At 65.9% G+C, this 20,205-nt stretch carries 20 protein-coding genes; 13 read left to right on the plus strand and 7 right to left on the minus strand.

Annotation, left to right across the window (positions count from 1 at the left end; all coding sequences use genetic code 11):
- Nucleotides 1-14: 14 nt before the first annotated feature.
- The gene (locus NDB2M1_RS08095) at nt 15-1,007 is read left to right on the plus strand and encodes a DUF481 domain-containing protein (protein ID WP_253185816.1); all 993 of its coding nucleotides are present in this window, start codon (nt 15-17) and stop codon (nt 1,005-1,007) included.
- 77 nt (nt 1,008-1,084) lie between these two features.
- Complete coding sequence (locus NDB2M1_RS08100) at nt 1,085-1,633, plus strand: DUF3617 domain-containing protein (RefSeq protein ID WP_072381213.1); 549 nt, start codon at nt 1,085-1,087, stop codon at nt 1,631-1,633.
- Between the two features lie 3 nt (nt 1,634-1,636).
- Here NDB2M1_RS08100 and NDB2M1_RS08105 read toward each other — a convergent pair whose 3' ends face one another.
- The gene (locus NDB2M1_RS08105) at nt 1,637-3,712 is read right to left on the minus strand and encodes a molybdopterin-dependent oxidoreductase (protein ID WP_072381215.1); all 2,076 of its coding nucleotides are present in this window, start codon (nt 3,710-3,712) and stop codon (nt 1,637-1,639) included.
- A 182-nt stretch (nt 3,713-3,894) separates the two neighbouring features.
- On the opposite strand from NDB2M1_RS08105, the gene NDB2M1_RS08110 reads away from it, so the two are divergent.
- From NDB2M1_RS08110 to NDB2M1_RS08130, 5 genes are all read left to right on the plus strand, one after another.
- Nucleotides 3,895-5,328 (plus strand): circularly permuted type 2 ATP-grasp protein, encoded by a 1,434-nt coding sequence (locus tag NDB2M1_RS08110; RefSeq protein ID WP_054120320.1) that lies wholly within the window; start codon nt 3,895-3,897, stop codon nt 5,326-5,328.
- Between the two features lie 132 nt (nt 5,329-5,460).
- Nucleotides 5,461-6,408, plus strand: coding sequence for an alpha-E domain-containing protein (locus tag NDB2M1_RS08115; RefSeq protein ID WP_072381217.1), 948 nt, complete (start codon nt 5,461-5,463; stop codon nt 6,406-6,408).
- A 13-nt stretch (nt 6,409-6,421) separates the two neighbouring features.
- Nucleotides 6,422-7,234, plus strand: a complete 813-nt coding sequence (locus tag NDB2M1_RS08120; RefSeq protein WP_054120318.1) for a transglutaminase family protein — start codon at nt 6,422-6,424, stop codon at nt 7,232-7,234.
- A 35-nt stretch (nt 7,235-7,269) separates the two neighbouring features.
- Nucleotides 7,270-8,031: a proteasome-type protease gene (locus tag NDB2M1_RS08125; RefSeq protein WP_054120317.1), complete on the plus strand. Its 762-nt coding sequence runs from the start codon at nt 7,270-7,272 to the stop codon at nt 8,029-8,031.
- A gap of 239 nt (nt 8,032-8,270) precedes the next feature.
- Nucleotides 8,271-8,891, plus strand: coding sequence for a response regulator transcription factor (locus NDB2M1_RS08130; RefSeq protein ID WP_072381219.1), 621 nt, complete (start codon nt 8,271-8,273; stop codon nt 8,889-8,891).
- Nucleotides 8,892-8,916: 25 nt separating this feature from the next.
- Here NDB2M1_RS08130 and NDB2M1_RS08135 read toward each other — a convergent pair whose 3' ends face one another.
- The 3 genes from NDB2M1_RS08135 to NDB2M1_RS08145 all read right to left on the minus strand — a co-directional run bounded on the left by NDB2M1_RS08135 (nt 8,917) and on the right by NDB2M1_RS08145 (nt 11,501).
- Entirely contained in the window at nt 8,917-9,732 is an 816-nt protein-coding gene (locus NDB2M1_RS08135; protein WP_072381221.1) for a phosphate/phosphite/phosphonate ABC transporter substrate-binding protein, read from the minus strand.
- 5 nt (nt 9,733-9,737) lie between these two features.
- Nucleotides 9,738-10,631, minus strand: coding sequence for a fatty acid desaturase (locus NDB2M1_RS08140; protein WP_072381223.1), 894 nt, complete (start codon nt 10,629-10,631; stop codon nt 9,738-9,740).
- Nucleotides 10,632-10,829: 198 nt separating this feature from the next.
- A complete protein-coding gene (locus tag NDB2M1_RS08145; protein WP_072381225.1) occupies nt 10,830-11,501 on the minus strand; it encodes an extensin family protein in 672 nt (223 codons plus the stop codon).
- Between the two features lie 159 nt (nt 11,502-11,660).
- On the opposite strand from NDB2M1_RS08145, the gene NDB2M1_RS08150 reads away from it, so the two are divergent.
- Both NDB2M1_RS08150 and serA read left to right on the plus strand, forming a co-directional pair.
- The gene (locus NDB2M1_RS08150; protein ID WP_072381227.1) at nt 11,661-12,791 is read left to right on the plus strand and encodes a phosphoserine transaminase; all 1,131 of its coding nucleotides are present in this window, start codon (nt 11,661-11,663) and stop codon (nt 12,789-12,791) included.
- Nucleotides 12,792-12,902: 111 nt separating this feature from the next.
- Nucleotides 12,903-14,489, plus strand: coding sequence for a phosphoglycerate dehydrogenase (gene serA, locus NDB2M1_RS08155; RefSeq protein ID WP_072381712.1), 1,587 nt, complete (start codon nt 12,903-12,905; stop codon nt 14,487-14,489).
- 41 nt (nt 14,490-14,530) lie between these two features.
- Here the strand turns inward: serA and NDB2M1_RS08160 are convergent, their stop codons facing one another.
- Entirely contained in the window at nt 14,531-15,316 is a 786-nt protein-coding gene (locus NDB2M1_RS08160) for a hypothetical protein (protein WP_143146678.1), read from the minus strand.
- A gap of 148 nt (nt 15,317-15,464) precedes the next feature.
- Here NDB2M1_RS08160 and NDB2M1_RS08165 point away from each other — a divergent pair, with 148 nt between their 5' ends.
- Nucleotides 15,465-15,881 carry a nuclear transport factor 2 family protein gene (locus NDB2M1_RS08165; protein WP_072381231.1) on the plus strand — a complete coding sequence of 139 codons (417 nt, stop codon included), beginning with the start codon at nt 15,465-15,467 and terminating at the stop codon, nt 15,879-15,881.
- A gap of 104 nt (nt 15,882-15,985) precedes the next feature.
- On the plus strand, nt 15,986-17,296 hold the full coding sequence (locus tag NDB2M1_RS08170) for an NAD(P)/FAD-dependent oxidoreductase (RefSeq protein WP_072381233.1): 1,311 nt from the start codon (nt 15,986-15,988) through the stop codon (nt 17,294-17,296).
- Nucleotides 17,297-17,406: 110 nt separating this feature from the next.
- On the opposite strand, the gene NDB2M1_RS08175 is transcribed toward NDB2M1_RS08170, so the two are convergent.
- Nucleotides 17,407-18,186, minus strand: coding sequence for an SDR family NAD(P)-dependent oxidoreductase (locus NDB2M1_RS08175; RefSeq protein ID WP_072381235.1), 780 nt, complete (start codon nt 18,184-18,186; stop codon nt 17,407-17,409).
- Here NDB2M1_RS08175 and NDB2M1_RS22600 point away from each other — a divergent pair.
- Nucleotides 18,185-18,382 carry a hypothetical protein gene (locus tag NDB2M1_RS22600; protein ID WP_072381237.1) on the plus strand — a complete coding sequence of 66 codons (198 nt, stop codon included), beginning with the start codon at nt 18,185-18,187 and terminating at the stop codon, nt 18,380-18,382. The genes NDB2M1_RS08175 and NDB2M1_RS22600 overlap by 2 nt on opposite strands.
- 279 nt (nt 18,383-18,661) lie before the next feature.
- Nucleotides 18,662-19,780 (plus strand): ATP phosphoribosyltransferase regulatory subunit, encoded by a 1,119-nt coding sequence (locus tag NDB2M1_RS08185; RefSeq protein WP_072381239.1) that lies wholly within the window; start codon nt 18,662-18,664, stop codon nt 19,778-19,780.
- Here the strand turns inward: NDB2M1_RS08185 and arsC are convergent.
- Complete coding sequence (gene arsC / locus NDB2M1_RS08190) at nt 19,777-20,187, minus strand: arsenate reductase (glutaredoxin) (RefSeq protein WP_072381241.1); 411 nt, start codon at nt 20,185-20,187, stop codon at nt 19,777-19,779. The genes NDB2M1_RS08185 and arsC overlap by 4 nt on opposite strands.
- Nucleotides 20,188-20,205: the final 18 nt, after the last annotated feature.

Below are 20,205 nucleotides of genomic sequence, written 5' to 3' on the forward strand. Positions count from 1 at the left end.
CGCCCGCGCGCGGCTTGCGAAGGATCGGGACCCTGAAAGTCTATCAACGCACCGCCGCGACCGCTGTCCTGCTGGGCCTGTTTTCGGCGGCGCCCACCAGAGCGCAAGATACCGCGCCGCTGCCGCCCGCGATGGTGGAGGTGCTGACCGCCGTCGAAGCCTCGCACGATCCGCGCGCGCTTGATTCGCTCGTCCAGTATCTGCAGCAGACGCATCCCGAAGCGCAGGCGGCCATCGCGGAGTGGGTCGCCCGGCGCAATCGGGCGGTGTGGCTGGCCGAACCGGTCCCGCTCGCGCAAGTCGGGGTCAAGCTGGACCCGCTGGTGCAGGACGCCGCGGCGTTCCAGACCGCCGCGTTCGAAATGCCCGTCAAGTGGAGCGGCGAGGGCGAACTGGGCGCCTTCCTCAGCACCGGCAGCGCGCCGGGCTCGGGCTTTGTCGGCCGGCTGACGGTGATCGCCGAACGCGGGCGCTGGCGCGTGGCGACCTCGGGGCGGATCGACTACCAGAAGACGTTCAACGAAGTCACGCGCAACCAGATCCGCGTGACGGTCGAGCCCAACTACAAGTTCGACGAGCATGGCTATGTCTTCGGCCTCGGCCAGTATGAGCGCGACCGGTTCCAGGGCTTCACCGATCGCTACAGCCTCTCCGCCGGGCTCGGCTACAATCTGCTCGACGCAGATGGCCGCAAGCTGAGCATCAAGGCGGGGCCAGCCATGCGCCTGACGCAGCCGGTCGATGGCCCGCAGGAGCAGACGCTGTCCGCCGCCGCGCTCGCCGACCTCAAGCTGCGGCTCACGCCGACGCTGAGCTACAGCCAGGAAGTCAGCACCTATTTCGATGCGGTGCGCCGGACGTACTACACGCTTGCCGCACTGGATTCACGCCTCAGCAGCAAGCTCAAGGCGCGCCTGTCCTATATGCTCCAGCACGAAGCCGGCTCCGGTGTCGCGCGGACGCTGACGGATACGACCAGCCGCCTGACGCTGATCTACGGTTTCTGAGCTTGTGATGCGCGTCATTGGAATGCGCCGCGCGCAGTGTTAGCCTTCCTCCAATACAAGCGAGAGGAACCTGCCCGATGCGCCTGCCGATCCTGCCCCTGATCGCCCTCTCGACTGCACTGGCGCTGGCCGGATGCGGCAGCGAGAAATCGGTGACTGCCAAGAATGAAAGCGTCTCCGATGTCGCGAATAAGGTTTCCGACGCGGGGCTGAAGTTCAATCCCGGGCGGTGGGATTCGACGATGAAGTTCGTCAAGATGGAGATGGAAGGCCTGCCGCCCGAGGCCAAGGCGATGATGTCCAAGATCCTCGGCAAGGACCGTACCTTCGCCAGCTGCCTGACCAAGGAAGAGGCCGAGAAGCCCGACGGCAAGTTCTTCGGCCAGGCCGACAAGCGCTGCAAGTACGACACCTTCAGCATGGGCGGCGGCAAGATCGACGCGAAGATGACCTGCAACGCCGAGCAGGGCACGCAGACGATGACGATGCAGGGCAGCTACACGCCCGATACCTACCAGATGACAATGTCGATCAACGGCGCCGGGCCGGAAGGCAAGGCGATGTCGATGGAAATGCAGCTCAGCGCCAAGCACAATGGCGAATGCACCGGCAAGGAAGACGGCTGACGTTTATTCCGCCGCTTCCAGCACCGCCTTCGCCACCTGCACCTGCACGCCAGACAGCGCAGCGTTGCCGGAAAGCGGATCGAGCGCACCCGATTCCGTCAGCGCATTGGCACTCACCCCTGCGCGGCTTTTCGCCACTTGCATCGCCATGCCGGGCAGATCATGCCCCCAGCCATGCGGAATCGAGACGGTGCCGGGCATCATGTCGTCCGTCACTTCGGCAGGGATGCTGATCTCCCCGGAGGACGAGCGCACGGTGGCCATCTCGCCGTCCGCAAGGCCTGCCGCCGCCGCATCGTCCGGATGGATCATCAAGGTGCAGCGGTTTGGGCCCTTGGTCAGGCGGTGGCTATTGGCGAGCCACGAATTGTTCGTCCGCAAATGGCGGCGGCCGATCAAGGTCAGCTTGCCACTGCCCGCCTCGGGCATTTCGAGCGCGGCAAGGGCCTCCATCAACGCGGGTACCGCGCAGTTGATCATCTGATCATCGCTGCGCAGCCGCTCCGGCAGCACGCCTGTCATGGGCGGCCCGAAATCGCGGCCCGAGGGCGCCGCTTCCACTTCCGCCAAGGATACCTTGTAGGGGCCGCCCCGCAGCATTCCGTCAAGCGCCTCGCGCGGGGTCGGCTCCTGCACTGGCTGGCCGCTGATTGCGCTCGCCAGCCCGCGCAGGATTTCCCAGTCGTGGAGGGCCTCCGGGTCTTCGCGCTCCAGCGTGGGCTGCGAATAGACCGCCACGTTGCGCACTGCCATCGGCAGCAGGAACAGGCCGTAGTGGTCGCGCTCCAGAGGCCCGGTCGGCGGCAGGATGTAGTGCGCGCGGCGGCTGGTGGCGTTGCGATACATGTCGACCGAGACCATCAGCTCGAGGCTCGCCAGCGCCTTGTCGAGCCGGGGTCCATTGGGCGTCGAAAGCACGGGATTGCCGGCGATCACGAACAGCGCCTTGATCTGGCCCGGCCCCTCGGTTTCGATCTCCTCGGCAAGCGCGGCGGCGGGAAACTCGCCGAGCACGGACTTGTGCTGCGAAACGCGCGAGGTGAACTTGCCGAGCGATCCCCGCGGCAGCATCGAGAGCGTATCGAGCGCGGGTATGGGAAACACCGTCCCGCCCTCGCGGTCGAGCTGCCCCGCCGCAATGTTGATCAGCGCGATCAGCCACGCATTGAGCGTGCCGTGCTGCTGCGTCGCGATACCAAGGCGGCCATAGAGCGCCGCAGGCCCGGATGTCAGCCGGTCTGCCAGCCACGCGACATCTTCGGCGGACACGCCCGAAGCCGCACAGCAGGCCGCATCGTCGAACCGCGCAAGCAGCGCCGCCACATCATCGAGCCCTGTCACAAACTCCTGCACCGGCTGATGCGGCCTGCGCGCCATGACCGCCTTGAGCAGCGCCACCAGCAGGAACACGTCGCTCGCCGGCTTCACGAACAGATGCCTGTCGGCGATCTTGGCCGTTTCCGTCCGGCGCGGATCGATCACCACCAGATGGCCCCCGCGCGCTTTCAAGGCGCGCACCCGGTTGCGGAAATCGGGCACGGTCCACACCGACCCGTTGGAGGCCATCGGATTGCCGCCGATGATGATGAGCGTTTCCGTGCGGTCGATATCCGGAATGCCGAACATGCTGGCATGGCCATAAAGCAGCAGGTTCGCCACCTGATGCGGCATCTGGTCCACCGTGCTCGCGGAAAACTGGTTCTTCGTTCCCAGCGCCTTGGTCAGGTGATGCGCGTTCAGCGCATTGCCGTATGAATGCGCATTGGGATTGCCGACATAAGTCGCGGTGCTCGCCGGATCGCGGGCGAGGATGGCGCGGGTCTTCTCGCCGATCTCGGCAAAGGCCTGCTCCCAGCTGATCTCGTGCCACGCCTCGCCCACCCGCTTGATCGGGCGGCGCAGGCGGTCGGGATCGTTCTGCAGGTCTTCCAGCGCGGTCGCCTTGGGGCAGATGTGCCCGCGCGAAAGCGGGTTGTCGGGATCGCCCTTGATCGAGAGGATTTGCCGCCCCTCCACTTCCACCAACACGCCGCAATTGGCCTCGCAGATGTGGCAGGTGCGGTGATGGATCGTGGCCATCGCGGTCTCTCCGGCTGATTTAGTTGTGCAGTTAAAGGTGTCACCATGCCTCGACCATGGCAAGCGGGAAGAGGCGAAACACTTTGGGCCTGCAATTCGGTTACAATTTTGTCTCGCACTTGCAGCATTGCGCTTGGCAAAGGCTTTGCGCTGTGCAAGCTTCCCTCTCACGGGATGATCGCATGAAAGCCGCCTCGCCCTCATCGTATGATGAGATGTTCACCGCCGATGGTGCGGTGCGCCCCGCCTATCGCGGGTACAGCGAGTGGTATCAGGAACAGCCGGCAGACCTGCTCCGCCGCAAGGGGACGGAGGCGGAAGCCTTCTTCCGCCGCACCGGCATCACCTTCAATGTCTATGGCAACGAGGACGCCGAAGAGCGGCTGATCCCGTTCGACATGGTGCCGCGCATAATCACCGCGCATCAGTGGCGGCGGCTCTCGCGCGGGATCGAGCAGCGGGTGCGCGCGCTCAATGCGTTCCTCCATGATCTTTACCATCGGCAGGAAATCGTCCGCTCGGGCCGCCTCCCTGCGCGCCTGCTGGAAAAGAACCCCGCGTTCCTTCCGCAGATGGTCGGCTTCACGCCGCCGGGCGGGGTCTATACCCATATCGTCGGCATCGATCTCGTCCGCACCGGCGAGGACGAGTTCATGGTGCTGGAAGACAACGCGCGCACGCCCAGCGGCGTCTCCTACATGCTGGAGAACCGCGAGACGATGATGGCGATGTTCCCGGAACTGTTCACGCGGGTCCGCGTGCGCGAGGTTTCGGACTATCCCCGCCGCCTTGCCCGCAGCCTCGCCGCCTGCCTGCCGCCCGCCGCAAAAGGCCACCAGCCGGTCGTCGCGGTGCTCACGCCGGGCATCTACAATTCGGCCTATTTCGAGCATGCCTTCCTCGCAGACCAGATGGGGGCGGAGCTCGTCGAAGGCAGCGATCTGCGCGTCGAAAACGGTCGCATCGCCATGCGCACCACGCGCGGATACCAGCCGATCGACGTGCTCTATCGCCGGGTGGACGACGACTACCTCGATCCCCTGACCTTCAAGCCCGAAAGCCAGCTCGGCGTCTCGGGCATCATGGATGTCTACCGTGCCGGCGGGATCACCATCGCCAATGCGCCGGGCACCGGCATCGCCGATGACAAGGCGATCTATTCGTTCATGCCCGAAATCGTGGAATTCTACACCGGCGAAAAGCCCATCCTGCAGAACGTGCCGACCTGGCGCTGCTCCGAGCCGGACGCGCTGAAATACGTGCTCGAACACCTTTCGGAACTGGTGGTGAAGGAAGTCCACGGCTCGGGCGGCTATGGCATGCTGATCGGGCCGACTTCGTCGAAGAAGGAAATCGCCGCTTTCGCCGCCAAGCTCGCTGCGCGTCCGCACAACTACATCGCGCAGCCGACGCTTTCGCTGTCCACCGTGCCGATCCTCAGCCGCGCCGGGCTAACCCCGCGCCACGTGGACCTCAGGCCCTTCGTGCTCGTCTCGCCCGCCGGGATCGATATCACCCCCGGCGGCCTCACCCGCGTCGCGCTCAAGAAGGGTTCGCTGGTGGTGAACTCGTCGCAGGGCGGGGGCACCAAGGACAGCTGGGTGCTGGATGACTGACACCGCGGCTCCCCTCCACCCCGTTCGCCCCGAGCGAAGTCGAGGGGCCGGTTCGAGCGTAGCCGAGAACGTCCAAGCGCATGGCCTCGGCTTAACTCGGGGCGAACAGGGCGAATTGGCTGGGGCAGGCGCATGCTAGGCCGCAGCGCAAACGGCATCTTCTGGCTGTTCCGCAATCTTGAGCGGGCGGAAAACACCGCGCCTCTGATCGAGGCCGGCTTCCGCATGGCGCTCACCCGCGATGCACGCGATGCCAGCGACGAATGGCGCTCGGTCATCGTCACCCTCGGCCTGCGCGGGCTCTATGAGGCCAAGTTCGGCACCGACTATGCCGGGCCGAACGTGATCAACTTCATCCTGCGCGACAAGGACAACCCCGGCAACGTCCTCACCATGTGCGAGCTCGCGCGCACCAACGCGCGCATGGTCCGCGCCGGGATCACGCGCGAGGTGTGGGAATCAGTCAACGACAGCTGGCTCAAGATGCGCGAGCTGCTCGCCCGCCCGGTCACTGAGACGCGCCTCGGCGATGTGCTCGATACCATCCGCCGCCAGTCGACGCAGGTGCGCGGCGCGATGGAAGGCACCATGCTGCGCAACGAGATATACAATTTCGCGCGCATCGGCAGCTTCATCGAGCGGGCGGACAACACTGCACGCATCCTCGATGTGAAATACTACGTGCTGCTGCCCTCGATTTCCTACGTCGGCTCCAGCCTCGACAATGTGCAGTGGGAAAACGTGCTGCGCAGCCTCGCCGGCGAGCGCGCCTACCGCTGGCTCAACGCGGGCCGCATGGAAGCGCGCGGCATTGCTGAATTCCTCATTCTCGACAGCCGCTTCCCGCGCAGCCTCGCCTTCTGCTACGGCAAGCTGCGTTCGAACCTTGCCCATCTCGCCCGCGAATACGGCGGGGAAAGCGAAGCGCACGCGATCCTGCGGGAGGCAGATTGCGACTTGCACCAGACGACGATCGACGCGATTTTCGAGCAGGGGCTGCACGAATACATCGCGCAGTTCATCAGCCGGAACACGCGGCTCGCCAACCAGATCCAGTACGACTATCGTTTTATCGATTAGGGGAATCGGGCGCTTGCGGCTCTGGGTCGATCATACCACGCACTACACGTTCTCTGCCCCTGCAGCGCGCGGGCTGCAGCGCCTGCGCCTGACGCCCAAGACGAGCGCGGGGCAGTCGATCGTCTCGTGGACCATCGGCCTCGAAGGCGCGCGCAAGGAAGTCGAGTACGATGACGAGAACGCCAACCACGTCACCCTGATCGCCTTCGAGCCGGGCGTCACCGAAGTCACCATCCGCTGCGAGGGCGTGGTCGATACCAACGACAATTCGGGCATCGTCGGCCATCACGCCGGGTACCTCCCGCTCTGGCACTTCCGGCAGCCGACCGAACTCACCACCACCGGCCCGCGCCTGCGCGCGCTGCTCTCCGGCCTCGCGGGCAAGCAGGATACGCTGGAGAAGCTCCACGCTCTCTCCACCCTCATTCGCGGGGCGGTCGAATACGCCTCGGGCCACACCGATACCGCGAGCAATGCCGAAGCCGTGCTCGCGGCCGGGCACGGCGTATGCCAGGATCATGCCCACGTGTTCATCGCCGCTGCCCGCGCGCTCGGCGTTCCGGCGCGCTATGTCAGCGGCTACCTGATGATGAACGACCGCGTCGAGCAGGACGCCGGCCACGCCTGGGCGGAGGCCATGGTCGAAGGGCTCGGCTGGGTCGGGTTCGACGTCTCCAACGGCATTTCCCCCGATCCGCACTATGTCCGCGTTGCCACAGGTCGGGATTATCGTGATGCGGCACCGATCACCGGTATCCGATACGGCTCTCACGACGAAACACTGCATGTGAAGCTTGCGGTTGCGCAGCAGCGTGTGGAACAGTGAGCGGCCAGGCGAAAGCGTACGGAGAGGCTGGAGCGATGACGTATTGCGTGGGGATGGTGCTCGACAAGGGCCTGGTGCTGATGAGCGACACCCGCACGAATTCGGGCGTCGACAACATCTCCACCTTCCGCAAGATGTTCACCTGGTCGGTGCCGGGCGAGCGGATCATCACGATCATGACCGCCGGCAATCTCGCCACCACGCAATCGGTGATCAGCCAGCTCGAGGAGCGCACCAAAGCCCCCGGCGAGCGGCGACCGTCGATCCTCGATGCCCCCACCATGTTCCAGATCGCGACGATCGTCGGCCATCTGCTGCGCGACGTGATCGAGGGGCGGCAGGATTCCGGGCTGCAAGGCGCCGGCGGGCAGGACGGCCCGCGCTTCACCGCCTCGCTGATTGTCGCGGGCCAGATCAAGGACATGGAGCCGCGCCTTTTCCTGATCTACCCCGAAGGCAATTTCATCGAAGCCTCGTTCGATACGCCCTTCTTCCAGATCGGTGAGACCAAGTACGGCCGCCCGATCCTCGTTCGCGGCTACGACAAGGGCATGAGCTTCGAGGATGCGGTCAAGCTCCTCATGGTCTCGTTCGACTCGACACTCGCGGCCAATCTCTCGGTCGGCCTGCCGTTCGACCTGATGGTGATCGAGCGCGACAATTTCGAGCCGCTGCACCAGAAGCGCATCACCGCGGAGGATCCCTTCTTCAAGCTGATCTCCTCAAGCTGGGGCGAGGCGCTGCGCTCGGCGTTCCATTCGCTGCCGCACTACAGCTTCGACGAAACGGTGACGTGAGCTCCGCCCAGTATCGTTAACGCGGCTCCCGCTAAGGGAAATTCCTTAACTCTATCGGTTCCTGCTGCGGGCTTGGCCCAAGGAGCGCTACTTAGCGCCATTGCGGGGCTATCGCGTCCATTCCGGAGGGTAATTCCCTTTGGAATTCGCAGAACTAGCAGCCTGCAGGCACTGTTGTGGGTTCAGAACGAAGCTAACCTCGTTGGCGCGAGGGGCGGGGATCATGGTTTGGTTAACCCATGATCGAACGCGTCACCCTCCATGTCCTCGATAGCGACTCAGCCCGCCGGGCCCAGCTCGCTCGTCTCGCATTTGCCGCCGGGCATCATGCGGAAATCTACGCCCACGCGGATGAGCTTTTGAGTCATGCGCCGGCGGGTGGCCTGGTCCTGGCGCAGGATGAGCCGGTGGGGGAGGGGATATCCAGCCTCGTCGCCGCCATGATGCGCGCCGGGCAGTGGCTGCCGATCATCGCGATTGCGGAGGCACCGACGATCGACGCGGTGGTCTCGGCGATCAAGGCCGGCGCGCTGGACTACCTCACGGTGCCCGAACAGATCGCCTCGCTCAACGCAGCCGTGGCTCGCAGCGCGCGTGAGGCCGATGCCCAGCGCCAGCAGCGCGCCCGCGCCGCGGAAGCGCGCCAGCGCATCAGCCGCCTCTCGATGCGCGAACGCGAAGTGCTTGATCGGCTGGCCGAAGGCTGCAGCAACAAGGCCATCGCCCGCGAACTCGAGATCAGCCCGCGCACGGTCGAAATCCACCGCATGAAGATGATGGGCAAACTCGGCGCGCGCCATGCCGCCGAAGCGGTGCGCCTGCGGATCGAAGCCAGCGGGCTGGGGGACCTGGCGGCCTGAGAACAGGCTTCGGGCCGCTCGGGCGTCATGGCTCCGGGCGCAGAATGCCTGCGAGGTCCGCGAACCGCTCCAGCTCCAGCACTTCGTCATAAACAGCGGCGTCGACGGGTTCGGCGCCGCGCAGGAACAGCGCTTTGCGCGCCTCGGCCAGCGCAGGTTCCGCCATCGCGGCAAGCAGCGCCTCCCGTAGCAGCACGGCAATTGCATCCGGTGTCGCCAGCGCGGTCACGAAGGGCAGGGCGGGGACCTTGCGCGAGACCGCGATAACTTTGAGCGACTCCGGCAGGCCGGGATAGCTGGCGTCAGCCGCCGCAAACGTCAACGCGTCGATGGCCGCGAGGTCTGCCTCCCCTGCAGCAACCGCGCGCATGCTGCCAATGTGGCTGCCGGTGCGGACCATGCCCGTGAAGAAAGGGCCGGGCGCGCATTGCTCGGCAATGGTATGGCGCAGCAGGTTGGTGCCGGTGTTGGAGGCGGACTCGTTGATCGCCGCAACCGCGCCGCGAAAGTCCTCCAGCACCCCACGAGCATCGCCGGCGCGTGCGACGATCACGCTGGAATGGCGCGTCCCTTCGCAATGCGGCGCTCCGTAGCGCGGCACCGCGAGCACGCGCAGGTGGTCCTTGTGAAAACGCGCAAAGGGATAGCCGCAGGCCTGTCCGAACAGCAGCTGCGGATCGGGCCACAGTTCGTGCGGCGCCCGGTCCCGCTCAAGTCCTGACGGAACATCGGGCACCCTCGCCGCCCCAAGCCGCGCCGCGATCCAGTCCCACAACGCATCGTTGGCTTCGCGCTGGGCCGGATGATCGTACATGCCCAGCGAGGCCAGCCAGTTGTTCATCTCCGCTATTTGGCCCGGTATTCGGGATGAATCAACGCATCGTGCGGGCGCAGCGCGAAGCGGCGAAACAGGTCGAAATAGGAAGCATAGACCGGCCCCGCCGGCACTTTGCCGCGCCGCTCCGCATGGAAGCGCGGCAGGCGATACCACGCAAGATCAGGCTTCGCGTGGTGCGCGGCATGGAGGTTGTTGTTGAGATAGAGAAGCGCGAAAATCCCGCCGCGCTCGACCGTCGCGGCGCGGCGCGCCGGATCGGGATCGGAGCGGTGCTCGGCGTGGCTGCGCAGCAGCGAAAGCGACGTGCCCGGATAAACGAAGCACAATAGGTAGCTGAAGAGATCAAGTCCGCACCAGTTCAGCCACAGCACGATCGCCGCGACGCCTGCCAGATGGGGCACCCAATCGCGCAGGAACTGCACCGGTTCCTTGGGCAGCCGCGCCAGCTCCTCCACCAGCGTCCGCGCGACCACGATCACCGGGCCGAGCACGAGCCGCCCGAGCAGCGTCTGCTGCACGCGCTCGCTCCACCACAGCACGGTGCCTTCGCTCGCGACGTACTTCGATTCCGGATCGTCGAAGGGATCGGTCGTCTTGCGCGTCGAATGGTGCGCGACATGGCTGCGGAAGTAGACTTCATAGGGCAGCCAGAGATTGATCGGCGGCCAGCCGACCAGCGTATTGACCAGCGGGCTGCGCGTCGGGTGGCCGTGGATCGTCTCGTGCTGCAGCGAATTGTGCCAGGCGCTGATCCAGCCGCCCGCCAGAAACAGCACCACACCGGGGATGGCGGCATGCCAATAGGTGAGCGCAAACCATCCACCGTAGATCGTGGCGGCGAGCAGCATGGTCGGCCATTCGACCCATCCCTGCGGACGGCGCGGCGAATTGCGCATGCGCATCAGGCCGTGCCTCCACGACCGGTCTCAAACGGCAAACAGACAGCAGCACCCGTTCCCGCGAATGCGAACGCACAACGAATCATGGCAGTCCCACCTAGCCCTGCACGCTACTCAACAAATCCGCTTGAGAAGGGCAAGTGAGGATATGTTAAAAGGGTGTGCAGTGCAGCTTTATGCGGCCCTCCGCGGGCCTGCGCATCATTGGCAGAACGGCCGCCCGCCCCCTACCTCGAGATGGAAATGATCGCGGTGCGCGGCGTTGTACTGAGGGCTCAGCACCGTGCTGAAACGCTTGCAGGCGCTGTCGCGGATCGTCGCCAGAAACGCGCGAATCTGCGGGCTTTCGCTGTCCCAATCGCGCAGCACGGTGATGCGCCGTCCGTCCGCCAGCACGAACCCGCTGACATCGACCGCATTGGCGCTGGCATGCGCGGAAAGGCGGCTGGTGCCCGCCACGTTGCGGCAGGAATAGCTCCCCAAGGTCTCGATCCGCACCAAAGGGCTACCGAGGATGGCCTTGGCTGCGCGGTCCACGCCGAAGCGCGCCCAGCCGGACAGGGTGCTCGCCAGCGGGCAGGTGACGGGTCCGAGGTTAGCGATCTGCAGCGTGCCATTGTCGCTGCGCAGCGAGGTCAACCGCACCGCACCCAAAGCCGTGCATCCGGCCCCGTAATACTGATCCGGCAGCGGCGTGAACGTCGCGTATTTCTGGCTCAGATTGGCAAGGCACAGGCGGTTTTCCGGCGCGACCGGCGGGTTCCACGTGGTCGCCGTGCGGACGGGGCGCGGCGCGGGCTCCGATGTCCCGACGCAGCCGGACAGCAGCACCGGCAGGGTGAGCGCGAGTGTCAGGGCAAGCGAGCGGACCACGCTGCCACTGTGCCGCGCCGATGGTTAATTTGCGATTAGGATCAAGCTTAAGGGAGACCCCGGTGCGATGATCGGTTGACACATCCCCCCCGGCCACTATGCACGGCGCCGGGCCACGCGGTCCCAACGCCGCGCGTGCTCTCTGCAAGGAGAGACTACATGACTGCACCAATGCCGGCGCGCAAACCCGCGCGCCCTCACTTCTCGTCCGGCCCCTGCGCCAAGCCGCCCGGATACGATCCCGCCAAACTCGCCACCGAAGTGCTCGGGCGTTCGCATCGCTCGAAGATCGGCAAGACGCGCCTCCAGCTCTGCATCGATCTGATGCGCGAGGTGCTGCAGCTGCCCGATACGCACCGCATCGGCGTCGTCCCGGGCTCGGACACCGGCGCCTTCGAAATGGCGATGTGGACGATGCTGGGCGCCCGCGGCGTGACCACGCTGGCGTGGGAAAGCTTCGGTGAGGGCTGGGTGACGGACGCCGCCAAGCAGCTCAAACTCGATCCCACCGTGATCCGCGCCGATTACGGCCAGCTGCCCGACCTCTCCGCCATCGACTTTTCGACCGACGTGCTGTTCACCTGGAACGGGACCACCTCGGGCGTGCGCGTGCCGAACGGCGACTGGATCCCCGACGACCGCGAAGGCCTGACCTTCGCCGACGCAACCAGCGCCGTCTTCGCCTACGATATTCCGTGGGACAAGATCGATGTCGCCACCTTCTCCTGGCAGAAGGTGCTGGGCGGTGAAGGCGGCCACGGCGTCCTCATTCTCGGCCCCCGCGCCGTCGAGCGCCTTGAAACCTACACCCCGGCCTGGCCGCTGCCGAAGGTGTTCCGCCTCGTCTCCAAGGGCAAGCTCGCCGAGGGCGTGTTCAAGGGCGAGACGATCAACACCCCCTCGATGCTCGCGGTGGAAGACGCGATCTTCGCGCTCGAATGGGCCAAGTCCGTCGGAGGTCTCGAGGGGCTGAAGGCCCGCTGCGCCGCCAATGCCGCCGCGCTCGACAAGCTGGTGCAGGAGCGCGACTGGCTCGGCCACCTCGCCGCCGACCGGGCCTCGCGCTCGATGACCTCGGTGTGCCTCACCGTCGAAGGCGCGGACGAAGCGCTGATCAAGGCGGTCGCCGGCCTCCTCGAAAAGGCAGGCGCAGCCTACGACATCGCCGGATACCGCGACGCGCCTCCGGGCCTGCGCATCTGGTGCGGCGCCACGGTCGATGCGGCCGATATCGCAGCGCTCGGCCCCTGGCTCGATTGGGCCTGGGCAGAAGTTCACGCGAGCGCCTGAACCCATTCCATTCGTCATCCCCGCGAAGGCGGGGATCCAGCTTCACTGCATTTCATCCGAACGCGACGCCGGGACATGGATTCCCGCCTTCGCGGGAATGACGAGGATTTTATGACCAAGCCACGCGTACTCATTTCCGACAAGATGGACCCCAACGCCGCCCGCATTTTCGAAGAAAAGGGCTGCCAGGTCGATGTCATCACCGGCGAAACCCCCGAACAGCTGATCGCCCGCATCGGCGAGTATGATGGCCTCGCCATCCGCTCCTCGACCAAGGTGACCAAGGCGATCCTCGATGCCGCCCCCCGCCTCAAGGTCATCGGCCGCGCCGGCATCGGTGTCGACAACGTCGATATCCCCTATGCCTCCACCAAGGGCGTGGTGGTGATGAACACCCCGTTCGGCAACTCGATCACCACCGCCGAACACGCCATCGCCCTGATGTTCGCGCTCGCCCGCCAGATCCCCGAAGCCAATGCGCAGACGCAGCAAGGCCTCTGGCCGAAGAACGGCTTCATGGGCGTCGAACTCACCGGCAAGACCTTGGGCCTCATCGGCGCGGGCAACATCGGCTCGATCGTCGCCAGCCGCGCGCTTGGCCTCAAGATGAAGGTCGTCGCCTACGACCCCTTCCTCACCCCTGAGCGCGCGATCGAGATGGGCGTCGAAAAGGCGGATCTCGAAACGCTCCTCGCCAAGGCGGATTTCATCACGCTGCACACGCCCCTCACCAGCGAGACGAAGAACATCCTCAGCCGCGAAAATCTCGGCAAGACCAAGAAGGGCGTGCGCATCATCAACTGCGCGCGCGGCGGCCTGATCGATGAAGCCGCATTGAAGGACCTCATGGACGCCGGCCACATTGCCGGTGCCGCGCTCGACGTGTTCGAAACCGAGCCCGCCAAGGAATCGCCGCTGTTCGGCACGCCCAACTTCATCTGCACCCCGCACCTCGGCGCCAGCACGACCGAAGCGCAGGTCAACGTCGCGCTGCAAGTCGCCGAGCAGATGGGCGAGTTCCTCACCACCGGCGGCGTCACCAACGCGCTCAACATGCCCTCGCTCTCGGCCGAGGAAGCGCCCAAGCTCAAGCCCTACATGGCACTCGCCGAGCGTCTGGGCAGCCTCGTCGGCCAGCTCGCGCACGACAACTTGACCAAGATCGCCATCGAGGTCGAAGGCGCCGCCGCGCAGCTCAACCAGAAGCCGATCACCGGCGCGGTCCTGGCGGGCCTGATGAAGCAATATTCGCAGACCGTGAACATGGTCAACGCGCCGTTCCTCGCCAAGGAGCGCGGGCTCGACGTGCGCGAAGTCCGGCACGACCGCGAAGGCATCTACCACACCCTCGTGCGCGTCACCGTCGGCACCGCGCAGGGCGATCGCTCGGTCGCGGGCACGCTGTTCGGCAACGGTGAGCCGCGCCTCGTCGAGATCTTCGGCATCGGCATCGAGGCCGATCTTGCGGGCGATATGCTCTACATCGTCAACACCGACGCGCCGGGCTTCATCGGCTCGATCGGGACGCTGCTCGGCAAGTCGGGCATCAACATCGGCACCTTCCACCTCGGCCGCCGCGAGGCCGGTGGCGAGGCCGTGCTGCTGCTCTCGGTCGACAGCCCGGTCAGCGAGGAAGTGCTCGCCGAAGCCCGCACCGTTCCCGGCGTACGCACTGTCCGCGCACTGAAGTTCAGCTGATCGGATAGGGCGGGGGCCGTCGCGCTCCCGCCCATTTCCCCTCAATTGCGCGGGATCTGCCAGTTGAGCGTGAAGGTCAGCGATTTGCCGCGAATGTCCTCGCCGCGCTTGTCCTGCGGCGCCAGCTCGAACGTCGAGGCGATCTGGTAGGACGCCAGCCGGAACTCGTTGACGATGCCCGCATCGGAAAAGCCTGCCGTGACGATCTCGCCCGGATCGCGGCAGAGCAGCTTGCGCGTTGGCTGCACCAGACAGGTCAGCTTCACTCTCGCCGTGACGTCCGATCGCAAGGCCCGCGTCGGATAGTTCGCGGTCAGCAGCGCGCCGTTGATCGGAGTCGCAAACGTAAAGTCCGCGCTCGTCAGCGCCGGACCGGGCGCATAAGCGGGCATCGCATCCTGCGGGGACACCACCACACGGAACAGGCGCACTTCGAAATGCGGCTTGCGGTCGGCCGGCGGCTTGAGGCGCAGCACGGAGACGCGGGTCTGCGCGATGTCCAACAGCGCAGAGGGTCCGGCGGTCAGAGCACGGTCCGCGGCCTCGGTCAGCGCGCGCCAATCGACCTGCCGTTTGCGCGGATCGAGCAAGGCGGCATCGACGCAGCGCCCCGGCGCACCGAACGGCTGGAAGACGATGCAGGCCAGCCGGAACTCGACTGGCCCCCTCGGCGGCTCACGCAGCGCATCCCACGTGGCGGCCTTCACCGAATCGCTCAGCGGCACCAGCACGTCCTTGTCCGTCACCGGCTTCGCGATCACCGGCACCGCATCGAACTTCGCCAAGGACGCACCGGCGGCCAGAACAAGCAGAGTGGGCGTAAGCATACAGGTGCGATCCTATCGGCGCGGGCGCTCCAGCGTCTCTGGCGGATCGGCAGCGGCGGGGCAAGCCACGCGCTGCACGGCGTTTGACGCGCGGCGCAAAGCCCCATAGCCTTCACCCCGAGGGACCATTTCTTCGGGGGCTTATCCTATGCGCAAACTGCTTCTGGCTGCGGCCATGTTCGGACTTTCGGCGACGCCCGCGTTCGCCAACGACAACGCGATGATCCAGGCGGCGGACGATGCGCTCGCCGCCGCGTTCAACAAGGGCGATACCGCTGCCGTCGGCGCGATGTACGCCGCCGACGCCACGATGCTCCCCAGCGACAACAAGCTCTATAAAGGCGCGGCCATCACCGCATGGTGGGCCGGAGCCGCGACCGCGATCACCAACCTCAAGCTCACCGTCCTCGAAACCGAGCGGCTTTCCCCCACTTACATCCGCGAAATCTCGCGCGTTGAGTACGACACCAAGGGCGCCAACTCGGTCCACGCCAATGTCACCGCCGTCGTCGTCTACAAGCTGGTCGACGGCAAGTGGATGCTCTGGACCGACATTTTCCATTGAACTGCATAAGCCCCCTCCTCCGCTCATCCTGAGCTTGTCGAAGGGCTGAGGTGGGGGTCGGGAGTGGTGCCCCACAAGCGCGAGACAAGGGACTCAGCAGGTAAATGCCCGAAACCAACACCTACGACGCCGTCATCATCGGCGCCGGCGTCATCGGCTGCGCCATCGCGCTCGATCTCACCCGGCGCGGCTTCAAGACGCTCAACGTCGATCGCGGCCCCGCACCTGGCCACGGCTCCACCTCGTGGTCCGCCGCGATCATCCGGCCCTACTACTCGACCATCGACGGCACCGCGCTCGCCTATGAAGCGCACTTCGCCTGGCAGAACTGGCTGGACTACCTCGGCCACCGCCCCGAATCCGCGCTGCACTACCACGAGATCGGCTGCCTCGTCCTCGAAGCGGCCGACAACCGCCAGCTCAGTGGCACCCGCTCGGTCTTGCGCGAAGTCGGCGTTCCCTTCACCGACGTCGCCCCGAACGAACTTCCCGAATGGCTTCCTGGCGCGGACCTGCGCCAGTTCAGCCCCGCCCGCCGCATCGACGATCCGCAATTCGGCGAAACCGCGGGCGAGGCCATCACCGGCGCAATCTTCTGCCCTACCGGCGGCTATGTCAGCGATCCCCAGCTCGCGACGGCCCAGATCGCCCATGCGGTGGAGCAAGCCGGCGGCCACTTCCGCTTCCATGACACGGTCCTCGCCATCCACCAGTCCGCCGGCAAGATCACCGGCCTGACCACCGACAAGAGCGGCCTGATCCACGCACCCGTGGTCATCAACGCCGCTGGCCCCGCCTCACGCTGGGTCAATGGCCTCGTCCCCGAAGCGCACCAGCCAGAGCACATCAGCACCCGCCCGCTGCGGCAGGAAGTCGCCACCATCCCGATGCCGCAGACCCCGCAAGGCCCTGCGCTGCGTTTCGTGATGACCGACGCGGACGCCGGCATCTACATGCGCCCCGAGCAATCCGGCACCCTGCTGATCGGCTCGCTCGAACCGGCCTGCGACGTCCTCGAGTATCTGGACAGCGAGGACTACGAAACCAGCCTCACCGACCAATGGACCAACCAGGTCTGGCGCGCCGCCCTGCGTTTCCCGCACCTCGGCATCCCCAACACCGCCCAAGGCTTCGCCGCGCTCTACGATGTCAGCGAGGACTGGATCCCCATTTACGACCGGAGCGACGTGGACGGCTACTTCACCGCCATCGGCACCAGCGGCAACCAGTTCAAAAACGCGCCCTTGGTGGGCCAGTTGATGGGCCACCTGATCGAAAGCGTGCTGAACGGCGCGGACCATGACGGGGCGCCGCTGCAGTTCCGCTTGCCGGTGTCGGGGCGTGACGTGGGTTTGGCGGCGTTCTCGCGGCGGCGGCCGATCAACCGGGCGAGCAGCTTTTCTGTGCTGGGGTGATACCCCAATCCTCCCCATTTTTGCGGCACGCACAAATGGGGAGGGGGACCGCCGCCGCAGGCGGTGGTGGTGGGGTCATGGCGATGCGCCCGCAAAGAAATCGCCCCCGTTCAGTCTATCGTCGAAGCCCCATCCACCACCAGGCTGCTGCCTACGGCGAATGACGAGCGATCCGAAAGCAACCACATCACGGCCTCGGCCACTTCGCCGGGCTGGCCCAAGCGACCGATCGGATGATTGGCGACCGCCGCATCGTGCACGCCGGGCGTCTTGAACATCTCCGCCGTCAGGTCGGTGTAGATGAAGGCAGGGCACACGGCATTGATGCGGATGCCCTGACCCGCATACTCGAGCGCGGCGGTCTTCGTCAGGCCGACCACGGCGTGCTTGCTGGCGACATAGGCGCTCTGACCGGCCCATCCGATGATTGCGGCAGCAGACGCAATATTGACGATGGCCCCGCGTCCCTGCGCCTTCATCACCTTGAGCTCGGCCTGCATGCAATGCAGCACGCCCATCACATTCACATCGAGCACGCGGCTGAAGACCTCTGCCGGATAGTCCAGCACCTCGGCAGACGCGCCCACGATCCCGGCATTGTTGACTGCGCCATCAAGGCCTTGATGCACTTGCGCCGCCTGCTCGATCGCGGCATGGACATCGGTTGCAGACGTGACGTCGCCGGTGTGGCAGCTCACGCGCAGTCCGTGTGTCAGCAAAGGCGCGGCCACCGCATCGATTGCCGCTGCGTTGAGATCGAACAAGGCAAGGTTTGCGCCGGCAGCGCCCAGTGCCTCGGCGACCGCGCGGCCGATGCCGGCGCCGGCACCGCTAACAAACACGGTTCGGCCCATCAGGCCGCGATCATTCTCCGGTGCAACATCTGTCATGGCGATCCTCTCCAGTTTGGCCGCCAGTGGCTCGGTGCACCTGGAAGACTGCTGCATTCTGCTCGTTCTGGCGGCCTGTTCTCACAGGATGAGCGGAACCGGGCGGATTATCTATGACACCGTCCGCCAGTTTCTTGCCGTTCAGCGCCACCAAAACCTGCCACGGTTCACGAACTTCCCGGTCTCGAATAAATAACAGACGCGTCTGTTATTTATAAAGCGCTGTCCTACAGCGACCGCCCTGCGGCATAATCCCCCTCATGCCCCGCGAATCCAACGCAGTTCCGCCACTTCCTGCGCCTCGCCAGGGCGCTGAGATGGCGCGCGCAGGGGCTGACAGTTTTCTCCATGGACTGTGTCAACCCTGTCAACTTCCCGCCCTCAGCGCCCTTCCACAGGCCGCCGCCACCCGCCACACCCACCCCGCGCAATTAGGGTTCGATTCTCGCGCGCCATGGTCTAGGGCGCGGCTGTCATGAGCGAACCGAACTCCGATCTGCTGCCCGAGGGCCTCGAAGACCGCCTGCCGCGCGAAGCTGCCGCGACCACGCGGGTGATGCGCGCGATCCAGGATGTCATGCACGGCCACGGCTATGACCGCGTGCTGCCGCCGATGATCGAGTTCGAGCGCAGCCTTGCCGCCCGGATGGACGGGATCAACCAGCGGCGGATGTTCCGCTTCGTCGATCCGGCGAGCCTCAGGATGATGGGCCTGCGCAGCGACCACACACCGCAGATCGGCCGCATTGCCGGCACCCGGCTGGCAGCGGCGGCGCGGCCCCTTCGGCTTTGCTATGCCGGGCAGGTGCTCACCATCAAGGGGGACGCGCTCGATCCGGCGCGGGAGCGGCTGCAGTGCGGCGCGGAGCTGATCGGCGCGGACAATGTAGCAGCTGCCTGCGAAGTGGTGGCGGTGGCCATCGAGGCGTTGCAGGCCGCCGGCGCGCAAGGCGTCAGCGTCGATTTCACGCTGCCCGATCTCGTCGATACGCTTGCCGAGAAGGCTTTCCCGCTGGCGCCTGACCAGATCGAGGCGGTGCGGCGCGAGCTTGATACCAAGGATGCCGGCGGGCTCGTCGATGCGGGCGGCGAGGCCTATGTCCCGCTGCTCTACGCGACGGGCGATTTCGAGACGGCGATCGAGAAGCTGGCGGCGATCGATGCTGGCGGTGTCCTGGCAGGCCGCATCGCCGCGCTGCGCGAGATTGCCGCGGCGCTCGGCGGCGCGGCGCGGCTCACGCTTGATCCTTCGGAGCGTCATGGCTTCGAATATCAGTCATGGCTGGGCTTCACGCTCTATGCCGATGGCGTGCGCGGCACGCTGGGGCGCGGCGGCACCTATCGGATCGCAGGCTCCGGAAAGGGCGAAGTCGCCACCGGCTTCTCGCTCTATCCCGATGGCCTGATCGCCCAGGTTGCCGATGCCGAACGCAGCGCGGACAGCGTGTTCCTCCCCCTCGGCCATGACCGCGACGTGGCCGCACGCCTGCGCAGCATCGGCTGGCGCACGGTGGCTGCGCTGAGCGAGGCTGATAGCGCGGAGGCCCTCGGCTGCACCCACCTGCTGGCGGGCAGCGAGCCGAAGAAGCTCTAGAGCTTGACGACCTCGCCGTCTTCCTTGGTGAAGCTTTCGGGCCGGTTGCCAAGCAGATCGAGTACCAGTTCCGATGGACGGCACAGCTTCGTGCCCATGGGGGTTATCACGATGGGCCGGTTCACCAGGATCGGGTGCTCGACCATCGCGGCGAGGATCGCCTCGTCGCTCGCGGCAGGATCGGTGAGGCCGAGTTCCTCCGCCGGGGTGCCCTTGGTGCGCATGATGTCCCGCACCGAGCCGCCCGTCGCCGCGACGATGGTCTCCAGCTGCTGCCGCGTCCACCCGGCCTTGACGTACTCGACAACTTCGGGCGCGTATCCGGCTGCCTCGATCATCGCGAGCGTGTTGCGCGATGTGCCGCACTTGGGATTGTGGTAGATCGTGATCGGGAAGCTTTCGGTCATGGCGCCAGACATGGCAGA

The organism is Novosphingobium sp. NDB2Meth1, assembly GCF_900117425.1.
Taxonomy (GTDB): domain Bacteria; phylum Pseudomonadota; class Alphaproteobacteria; order Sphingomonadales; family Sphingomonadaceae; genus Novosphingobium.

Excerpts from the sequence above, each read along its gene's own strand:
- NDB2M1_RS08100 (WP_072381213.1), top strand. The coding sequence starts at position 1,085 with ATGCGCCTGCCGATCCTGCCCCTGATCGCCCTCTCGACTGCACTGGCG.
- NDB2M1_RS08105 (WP_072381215.1), bottom strand. The coding sequence starts at position 3,712 with ATGGCCACGATCCATCACCGCACCTGCCACATCTGCGAGGCCAATTGC.
- NDB2M1_RS08110 (WP_054120320.1), top strand. The coding sequence starts at position 3,895 with ATGAAAGCCGCCTCGCCCTCATCGTATGATGAGATGTTCACCGCCGAT.
- NDB2M1_RS08115 (WP_072381217.1), top strand. The coding sequence starts at position 5,461 with ATGCTAGGCCGCAGCGCAAACGGCATCTTCTGGCTGTTCCGCAATCTT.
- NDB2M1_RS08125 (WP_054120317.1), top strand. The coding sequence starts at position 7,270 with ATGACGTATTGCGTGGGGATGGTGCTCGACAAGGGCCTGGTGCTGATG.
- NDB2M1_RS08130 (WP_072381219.1), top strand. The coding sequence starts at position 8,271 with ATGATCGAACGCGTCACCCTCCATGTCCTCGATAGCGACTCAGCCCGC.
- NDB2M1_RS08135 (WP_072381221.1), bottom strand. The coding sequence starts at position 9,732 with ATGAACAACTGGCTGGCCTCGCTGGGCATGTACGATCATCCGGCCCAG.
- NDB2M1_RS08140 (WP_072381223.1), bottom strand. The coding sequence starts at position 10,631 with ATGCGCATGCGCAATTCGCCGCGCCGTCCGCAGGGATGGGTCGAATGG.
- NDB2M1_RS08150 (WP_072381227.1), top strand. The coding sequence starts at position 11,661 with ATGACTGCACCAATGCCGGCGCGCAAACCCGCGCGCCCTCACTTCTCG.
- serA (WP_072381712.1), top strand. The coding sequence starts at position 12,903 with ATGACCAAGCCACGCGTACTCATTTCCGACAAGATGGACCCCAACGCC.
- NDB2M1_RS08160 (WP_143146678.1), bottom strand. The coding sequence starts at position 15,316 with ATGCTTACGCCCACTCTGCTTGTTCTGGCCGCCGGTGCGTCCTTGGCG.
- NDB2M1_RS08165 (WP_072381231.1), top strand. The coding sequence starts at position 15,465 with ATGCGCAAACTGCTTCTGGCTGCGGCCATGTTCGGACTTTCGGCGACG.
- NDB2M1_RS08170 (WP_072381233.1), top strand. The coding sequence starts at position 15,986 with ATGCCCGAAACCAACACCTACGACGCCGTCATCATCGGCGCCGGCGTC.
- NDB2M1_RS22600 (WP_072381237.1), top strand. The coding sequence starts at position 18,185 with ATGGCGATCCTCTCCAGTTTGGCCGCCAGTGGCTCGGTGCACCTGGAA.
- NDB2M1_RS08175 (WP_072381235.1), bottom strand. The coding sequence starts at position 18,186 with ATGACAGATGTTGCACCGGAGAATGATCGCGGCCTGATGGGCCGAACC.
- NDB2M1_RS08185 (WP_072381239.1), top strand. The coding sequence starts at position 18,662 with ATGAGCGAACCGAACTCCGATCTGCTGCCCGAGGGCCTCGAAGACCGC.
- arsC (WP_072381241.1), bottom strand. The coding sequence starts at position 20,187 with ATGACCGAAAGCTTCCCGATCACGATCTACCACAATCCCAAGTGCGGC.